Below are 8,433 nucleotides of genomic sequence, written 5' to 3'. Positions count from 1 at the left end.
ACAACGGTTCAATGCGCGCCCACAGACTATCAGACAGCTCCCAACTTGCAACGTCGGCGTATCGCGTCCCACTGGTATTATCCATATCCCTATTATGGCTCGTTCCGTAAGTTTAGAGATAGGTTCTAAGGATTCAAAGGTGAGCCGAGTACTCGTGATAGGCTGGGATGGCGCGGAGCCGACTCTGGTGCGCGACTATATCGCTCAGGGCTGGCTGCCCCATTTGGCGCGCCTAATTCAGGGCGGCATGTTTTCCGAAATCGCGTCCACTGTTCGTCCTGAAAGCGCAGTGGCTTGGGCCAGCATATTGACTGCTGCACCGCCGGCAGCGCATGGCATATTCGGCTTTGCCTATCATGTCTCGGGCACCTATCGCACACGGCTGCACACTACCGCAGGGGTGCACCTACCTTTCCTATGGGAGCGGCTGAGCGCAGTTGGCCGCCCCAGTGTAGTGATCAACCCGCCAATGGCCTATCCCCCACGTCCGTTCAATGGCGTTTTGGTATGCGGCCAGATGACCCCTAGCTCAGACGTGGTTTTCACGCATCCACCGGCGCTCAGTCATCATTTGCGCCGGTCGGGCTATCCGCTTGACGCTGAGCCGCCGGCAGAGCATGAAGATCGCGCGGCCTATCTGGATCGCATCGAGGCACAGGTGGCGCGCCGCACCGATGCTGCGCTAGATCTGTTGGCCGCTCATCCATGGGAATTTGCCTTGGTCGTCTATACTGAGCCGGATCGCGTGCAACACTTTTTCTGGGCCGATATGATGGCTGACCATCCCTTGCGATCGCGCTGCGATGTGACTTCACGCACTGCCGAAGGTATCCCGCGCTTATATCGCGCGTTGGATGTTGCACTTGGCCGGCTATGGGAAGCGACGCGGCCCGATCTGCTGGTAGTCGTCTCTGACCACGGCTTTGGTCCTTGTAGCCGCAAGGTGAACATGAATGCTTGGCTGCGCGAGCAGGGCTGGTTGGCCTTGCGTTCTCTAGCACGCACGGCGCAAGTCCCTGGGGTACTCCACCGCCTGCGCAACTGGGAGCCAGCGCGTGTGCTGAAGCGCACTCTGTTTGGCCGACGTCCGATGCTTGGTGAGATGCACGAGGCAGCATTTGAGGCGGCAGTGGATTGGTCGCGCACCAGCGCATGGTATTCCGCCGCCGGCGGGCTGCGCATCAACTTGGCCGGCCGCGAGCCGCGCGGTCTGATTGCGCCAGGGCGCGACTATCATCGCCTGCGCGAGCGCCTCATCGCAGCGGCGCTCGACCTGCGCGATCCGCTGACTGGCCTACCGGTGTTCGCCGCCGCCTGGCCGCGTGAGCAGCTTTATCCAGATTCGCCCTTCTTGGAAGCCGCGCCGGATGTAATTCTGGAGACCTTTCACCCCGTGGATCACGCGCTGCAGAATCACATTCCCTTATCTGGCCATACTGCGCCTGCTCAGGCGATTTTTGCCGATGCCTTGCCCTACACCGCCACGCACACCGATCGCGCGCTATGCGCGACAAACGTGCAGCCAAATCTGCCGGTCGCCGACTTGCCCGGTTTGGGTCGGTGGCTGATGCAGTTGTATGGCTTGCAGCCAGGTGTGCAAGATTCTGGTCAATCGGGCGATCTTTCTGGGCTGGGAGAGCAGGATGACGATGCCTTGTTGCGTGCCCGCCTGCGTGCGCTGGGCTATCTGGAGTAGCTGGCGATGCGAGTGCTGTTCGCCACCGATTTTGTCCCTTCTCCGGAAGCACCTCATACAGGCGGCAAGCTTATCTTTCACTACGCAGCAGGGGGGCGAATGCGCGGCGGCGCAGCGGGTTTTCTCTGCGTGGCGCGTCCGCATGAGCGTGAGCTGGCCACGGCTCTGCGCACCACGGACGAATTTCCGCTTTACCCCGCTTATGCCGATCGCGGGCTGCTGCGGCGCGCGCGACGCCTGATGTTCTCGCTGGCGCATCCTCTGGCCTATGCCTTTGTGCGCAGCGTGGACCTGCAGCGGGCGGCGGTGCACGCCTTGCGCGACTTTCGCCCCGATGTTATCCACGCTGTACAGCCTCACGTCTTCGAGGCCGTTAGTCAGGCGGCTGCCAGTCTATCGCTGCGACCGGTGCGCGTGGCGCATGCGATAGACGTGATCGCCAAATTGCATTTGCGTAACCTGTTGCGCCCCACCCAGCACCATCTTAGCCGCTGGTGGACGGTGCGTGAGGCAGTGCTGGGCATCCCGCGCGAGCTGCGTCTGTATGCCACTGCCGATGCGGTGGTGTGTCATACCGAATCCGATCGCGCTTTCTTGCGTTCCTTCGTGCCGGCCCACACGCCAGTGTTCATGCTGCCAGTCTGGTTTGATGCTGCCGGCCAGGTTCTGCCCCATCTTCTGCCCGAAAGAGGTAATGATAACGAGGCATACGACCTGTTGTATGTGGGTAACGGACACGATCCGCGTACACGCGAGGCGTTAGACTGGTTCCTCGGCGACATCTATCCACGCATCTGCCATCGGCGCCCTGGAACAACGCTCGCCATTACGGGGATGCGCCGGGTATCCGATCGCGCGCGCTGGTGTTGCCTTTCTACCGTACATTGTTATGATTATGTAGAAAATCTAATCGCGCTATACGATCGTAGTCGAGTGTTGATTGCACCGCTGCGCACCGGCGGCGGGATTCACATAAAAGTGATCAATGCTTTTGCACGTGGTTGCCCGGTTGTCATGACCTCAGTAGCCAACGATGGCATCGCCGCCCGACCTGGACAAGAGGCCATGATCGCCGATGACGCAGCGAGCTTCGCTGCAGCGGTGTTACGCCTATTGGATGACCCTGCGCTGCGGCTTGAATTAGCCACGCGCGCGTTGGCCTGGTTGCGCCGTTATACCGCTGACGATACTGCGCAGTTGTGGGAAGAAGTTTACCCGGCTGTCCGTGCGCGATTAGCCCGCGACGATATAAGCTTCGGCGTGTGATCTGTATACACCGGTAGCGTGCTGTGTTGTGTAATAAAGTTGTTGCCGGCAAGCCGAGTGCCCGTTGCTTGGCTATTTCGTGTTGCCGACTTGCGTCCACCCGACCAATCACCCAAAAAGCGTATTGTCCATGTCACTGCAACGCATGCATACTGTGCGCGGCGTGCGGGAATGCGCGCCGTGACTTGACATGTGCATAAGTGAGGTTAATCATGAGCAAACGTCCATTCTTTCGATCTGTAACAATTACAGCTTCGCTTGTGGCTGCGTTGAGCGCCTATGGGGTGGCGCGCGCTGACCTGATCATGCCGTATGGCAGTGGCACTACCACGTATAGCGTGATGAATGTGGGCACAGGCTCGGCCACAGTGGTCGCTACATATTACGACCCAAATGGGACGATCCCATCTGGCTCTGGCTCGACCCACACCTTGCCGCAAAATGGGCGGCTGGACATCACGGCCGGCCAAACGCCTGATGGTCCGTTGCCTACTAACTGGTCGGGCAGCGTGGTGCTTTCGTCTGATCAGGACATCATCGCTGCTGCGCAGACCAAATACACCGGCCGGCTGGCGGCTGAGACTGATTCTCTACAGACCTTAGGCACCGAAGCCAGCGCCTACGAAGCCTTCAACGCCGGCTCGACCGACATCTACTTCCCTGTCCTCGTGCGTGTGAAGCAAGCGAGCAATCCCACGGTGGCCCAGCTCAGCACGCGCTATACGGTGCAGAACACCAGCGGTTCGCCGGCCACGGTGTATCTCAACTACCGCAACTTTGACGGCACCGTCTATGCGCCGACGATCATCACCCTGCAGCCGTACGGCTCCCGCACGTTTAACACTGTAGTGGATGCCGATCTGCCCACCGGTATGAACACTGCGCCGGCCAGTATTGCTTTCTCGGCCCGTGTCACTGCTACTCAGCCCATCGTTGGTGTGGCCGAGCAGTCGTGGAATTTCGACGGATTTATCGGCTCGGTGCCTACCAAGCAAAACTGGGCAGCGGACTATACGGCCATTCCCTTTAGCGAGGCAACCACCACTCTGTTTGGCCCTCTGGTGGCGCGCGTCGGCGCGCCTATTGCTAGCTCTCGTCCATGCACCTTTGCCAATTACTCGACGTTTGTGTTCTACACGCAGTTCGCCGTCCAAAACACCACTGCCACCACGGCCACGGTGACGGCGACGTTTATCCGTAGTAACAACACTGGCACTGGGGTCAACGCACCCTCCGGGTTGGCTACTTACAGCATCACCTATCAGATCGGCCCGTTCGGCACCTGGAACTTGAACATGTTCGCAGGTGCGCTGGGCTTCGATCAGTCGAATGGGCCGTTCTGGAGTGCATTCGCTAATGGGTACAACCCGGGCACCGGGGCGGCCACTCATTGCAACTGGAACGGCTCGGTGAAGTTCACCTCCGACCAGCCGATTGTGGGCTTCAGTTTCATCCAGCAACCGGCGTCGTTCCAGAACTACGCCAGCGCGTTTAACTTCTTCGGCGCCTCCGGCGCAACGGATACGGCCCTGCTGCCGCGGATGGATCGTGTGTGCACCGGCACTTGTAATGCTGCTCAGGCCGAGCTGTTCCCGGCGTTTTCCTCGCTCACCGTCCAGAACGTCGGCAACAGCTCCACCAACCTGACGGTGACCTTCTATAAGCCGGATGGCACCGTCGCCCAAACCTTTACCTTGGACGGCAACAGCAATCCAATCACCCTGGCCCCGGGCGCACAGTATAGCTTCAACACGCGTGCCGGTGCTAATGCCTCGATCGCACAGACCCAATCCTTGGGCCCCATGTTCAAGGGCACGGTGCGGGTGACCGCCTCGGGTGGCGTGCCGATCCGTATCTTCAACAACCTGCTCAGTGGCCTGGATGATGCTGACGCTTTCGTGGGCTTCAACCGCTAAGGCTTTGCTGCGCGCGCATTCCCGCCGTTAATGTTTTGGGCGGCCGGATACAGATTCGGCCGCCCAACTTCTTTTCATGATGACGTCACTGCTTGTCTATGCGCGGAGTAAGGCAGGGTATATGGCCGTGGGCAGGGAGAAACCGGGCGCCCTGCCTGCGGGCGCCATAGGCGCATAGAATATGGCGCCAATGGCATCCGTAAAATTCCTGCTTGTCCCACGGCAGGCATTGCGTGCAGCGCTGGCGCGTTGGTTGCGCCCACATCTGCACTTCACCTACACTGCGCGGAGTGGACTGGCCCGTGGTTTGCGCCGGCGTGGGGGACTGGGCTTTCTTCCCGGTCGCCCGTTGACCCCAGAAGAGCGCTGGCTGGCTGCTCAGGACTGGCGTGGACAAGTGATATACGACGTAGGCGCGTGGGAGGGCGTCTTTACATTGTTCTTTGCTCGCGCTGTGGGCGAGGCAGGCCGCGTGATCGCCTGCGAGCCGAACCCCCTCACAGTGGCCCGTCTGCGCGAGAATGTGGCGCTCAACGGCTTTGATCATGTTCACCTGCTCACGCTGGCGTTGGGTGAGTGCGATGGGCGCGCCGGCTTGGCGGTGCCGAAGGGCGTTGCTGCCATGGGGCATCTGGTCGCCGAAGGAGCATCGCCTGTCGGCGTTGCAGTGCGTCGGCTTGACAGTCTTCTGGCCGAGCTGCGCCTGCCCGACCCTGACTTCATCAAATTAGATGTTGAAGGCGGGGAGTTATCCGTAGTGCGCGGGGGCGAAGGTGTGTTGCGCCGCGTGCGCCCGCGCCTGCTGGTGGAAGTGCATGCCACCACGCCCTGGCCGGCGCTGTGGGATTTCCTGAGCGACCTGGGCTATGCGATGTATGCTTTGGAAGCCCAGCAGTGGCTTGGAGCGCCGGGAACCGTGACGGAGAATAGCGCCACCTGGCATATCCTGGCCCTGCCGGGCTGTTGACGAGAACATGACGGGCACACTCACTGTTCTCTACATTACTGGCGCCGGGCGTTCTGGCGGCACGCTGCTGGGGCGATTGCTCGATCAGGTCGCCAACCTCTTCTACGTCGGGGAGCTCCGCCAGCTCTGGCGTCCGGGGCTGACGCAGCGGCTGTGCGCCTGCGGCCAAGCAATCGGCCGGTGCGACTTTTGGCAGGCTGTCTTTCGGTGTGCCTGGGGCTGCCTGGATTACCTTGACCCGGTGTGGATGGATGTGATGCGGATGCGCTATACCCGCACGCGCCATGCGTGGCGTCCGCTGCCCTCACCCGGCCGTGACGCCGACCTGGATCGCTTTGTTGCCGTGTTGGGCCGACTCTACCACGCGGTTGCCGACCAAAGTGGCAGCAGGGTTGTTGTGGATACGTCGCGCACCACCGCCTACGCAGCGCTGCTGGCGCGAATGCCGGATGTGCGGGTGTGTCCGTTGCATCTGGTGCGCGATCCGCGCGCGGTGGTGTTCTCTTGGCAGCGCCAGCGCTCCGGCATGCCTGCGCCGGCTGCGGCGCGCCTGCAGCGCAAACAAGGGCTGCAGGCCGCCCTGGAATGGAGCGTGCAAAATGTGCTGGCCGAGCGCTGGCGCGCGCGGGTGGGTGGAATGTTGCTGCGCTATGAAGATCTGATTGCCGCCCCGCGCGAGGCGCTGGGTAGGGTGCTCGGCCTAGTGGGGGTGCAGGATGCGCTGAGCTTCCTAAATGATGGCGTCGCGTTGCTCCGCCCCGGACACAGCGTGGAGGGCAATATCTATCGCCTCGCAGCAGGCGAGGTGGTGCTTCGTCTTGACGATGCCTGGCGCACTGAGCTGCCGGCATGGATGCGGCGTCAGACTGCCCTAATGTGTTGGCCGGGTATGCTGCGCTATGGCTATAGCCTATGACCCAATTCAATGATTTAGTTCTCACCATGCGCACCGATTGGAATCGGCGCGCAGAATTGGATGCCGCGCACTTCATTTGTTCTGAGCAAGGGTATCAGTCGCTCGATGATTTCTTCCATTCCGGTGAGCGAGACGTAGAGCGCTATCTCGTGCCCCATCTGCGTCGGCTGGGGCTAGAACCGGAGATGCTCCGCGCGCTCGATTTCGGGTGCGGAATTGGCCGGTTAAGCGCGGCGCTGGCGCGCCGGTTTCGCGCTGTGACCGCGTTCGATATCAGCGCGGCTATGTTGGCGCGCGGACAGGCTTTGCTGGCCGCGGCTGATAACATTACCTGGGTGCAGGGCAATGGGTTTGACCTAAGCAATCTGGCTGATGCCAGCCATGATGTGATATTTTCGTATCTCACGCTGCAACATGTGCCCGACGCGCGCCTGGCGATGCACTATGTAGCCGAGATGTGCCGTGTGTTGTCTCCGGGTGGGGTGATGTGTGTTCAATTCTCGTATCGTCCTTTATATGCCTTGCGGCGGTGGTATGTGACTCTACGATCCCGGCTGACACGTTTGCGATGGCTGTGGCGTTGGCTGGCTCCCCGCCGCTGGCGCCGGCGGCGCTACGGGCGCGAGGAGGTCATGTATATGGAGACTCTAATGCAGCATTCGCTGCCGCCGCAAAGCGTGACGCGCTTGGTGCGTGCGCAGGGCCTGATCGTCGAGATGCTGGATACGACCGATCCTGCCTATATCTGGCTGGTGGCCAGGAAACCTGCTCATGCGTGTGCTGATTGATGCCCACATGGTGGGCGAGCGAGAGACAGGTAACGAGACCTACGTGATCAACTTGCTGCGCCAGTGGCCAGTTTTGGAGGCAGAGGGCATTACTGTGGCTGGCCTCATCCGCCCGAGCGCGCCGGTTGAGGCGACGTGGGCGGCGCGGGTGGTAACGTTACCTCGGGACAGTGACGGGTGGCGCTTGACGGTGGGCTTGCCGCGGATGATGCAGCGCTATGGCGGGCATGGCTTGCACGTCACGTATCATGGTCCCCTGCTTGCCGCGCCCTATGTCGTGACGATCCACGATGTTAGCTTTCGCACCCATCCGCGTTACCACTACCCGCGCCAGGTGATTCTGCAGAACCTGCTCGGCGCGCTGAGCGCTTGGCGCGCGCGCGCTGCGCTTACTGTGTCTGAATTTTGTCGCCGTGAGGTGCTGGGCGTGTATCCTTTTTTGAAACAACGTCTGTTTGTCACGCCGGAGGCGGCTGACCTGCGCTGGTCGCCGCAGCCGGCAGAAGATGTAACATACGCGCGACACCGCCTGGGTATTCGTGACCGCTATGTGTTGTGGGTAGGCGCGTTCCGGCCGCGCAAGAATGTGCTCAACCTGGTTGAGGCCTTTCTGCAGGCTGTATCTGATTTGCCGGATGTTCAACTGGTGCTGGTAGGCAACCACCAGACTGACGTAGGGCAGCAGCTCAAGCGCGATTACGTCCAGGCCGTAGGACAACAGCGACTGGTGCTGACCGGTTACGTGGATGATGCAATGTTAGCCTGCCTGTACAGTGGCTGTGAGGCATTTGTTTTTCCCTCGCTGTATGAAGGGTTCGGCCTGCCTGTGCTGGAGGCGATGCAGTGCGGCGCGCCGGTGATCACGTCGAATGTCACTGCGCTGC

Annotated in this window: 7 protein-coding genes; all 7 read left to right on the top strand. The window is 61.0% G+C overall.

The genetic code is table 11. From position 1 onward, the window contains the following. The first annotated feature begins 139 nt into the window (after window positions 1-139). Window positions 140-1,696, top strand: coding sequence for an alkaline phosphatase family protein (locus tag GXH28_RS14825; protein WP_169239801.1), 1,557 nt, complete (start codon window positions 140-142; stop codon window positions 1,694-1,696). A gap of 6 nt (window positions 1,697-1,702) precedes the next feature. Then, the gene (locus GXH28_RS14820) at window positions 1,703-2,962 is read left to right on the top strand and encodes a glycosyltransferase (RefSeq protein WP_169239800.1); all 1,260 of its coding nucleotides are present in this window, start codon (window positions 1,703-1,705) and stop codon (window positions 2,960-2,962) included. Window positions 2,963-3,222: 260 nt separating this feature from the next. Beyond that, window positions 3,223-4,878, top strand: coding sequence for a hypothetical protein (locus GXH28_RS14815; RefSeq protein ID WP_169239799.1), 1,656 nt, complete (start codon window positions 3,223-3,225; stop codon window positions 4,876-4,878). A 190-nt stretch (window positions 4,879-5,068) separates the two neighbouring features. Further along, the gene (locus GXH28_RS14810; protein WP_169239798.1) at window positions 5,069-5,845 is read left to right on the top strand and encodes an FkbM family methyltransferase; all 777 of its coding nucleotides are present in this window, start codon (window positions 5,069-5,071) and stop codon (window positions 5,843-5,845) included. A 7-nt stretch (window positions 5,846-5,852) separates the two neighbouring features. Then, window positions 5,853-6,761, top strand: a complete 909-nt coding sequence (locus GXH28_RS14805) for a sulfotransferase (RefSeq protein WP_169239797.1) — start codon at window positions 5,853-5,855, stop codon at window positions 6,759-6,761. Further along, complete coding sequence (locus tag GXH28_RS14800) at window positions 6,758-7,549, top strand: methyltransferase domain-containing protein (protein WP_169239796.1); 792 nt, start codon at window positions 6,758-6,760, stop codon at window positions 7,547-7,549. The genes GXH28_RS14805 and GXH28_RS14800 overlap by 4 nt, the downstream gene beginning before the upstream one ends. Then, on the top strand, window positions 7,533-8,433 hold a 901-nt coding region (locus GXH28_RS14795), incomplete at its 3' end, for a glycosyltransferase family 4 protein (protein ID WP_169239795.1). The genes GXH28_RS14800 and GXH28_RS14795, both read left to right, overlap by 17 nt.

It is taken from the genome of Candidatus Roseilinea sp. NK_OTU-006 (genome assembly GCF_012931985.1).
Classification (GTDB): domain Bacteria; phylum Chloroflexota; class Anaerolineae; order J036; family Brachytrichaceae; genus JAAFGM01.
The sequence above is the reverse complement of the archived record's forward strand: the minus strand, read 5'-3'. Positions and strand labels throughout refer to the sequence as shown.

Coding starts and splice junctions, on each gene's coding strand:
- GXH28_RS14820 (WP_169239800.1), top strand. CDS start 1,703: ATGCGAGTGCTGTTCGCCACCGATTTTGTCCCTTCTCCGGAAGCACCT.
- GXH28_RS14810 (WP_169239798.1), top strand. CDS start 5,069: ATGGCATCCGTAAAATTCCTGCTTGTCCCACGGCAGGCATTGCGTGCA.
- GXH28_RS14805 (WP_169239797.1), top strand. CDS start 5,853: ATGACGGGCACACTCACTGTTCTCTACATTACTGGCGCCGGGCGTTCT.
- GXH28_RS14800 (WP_169239796.1), top strand. CDS start 6,758: ATGACCCAATTCAATGATTTAGTTCTCACCATGCGCACCGATTGGAAT.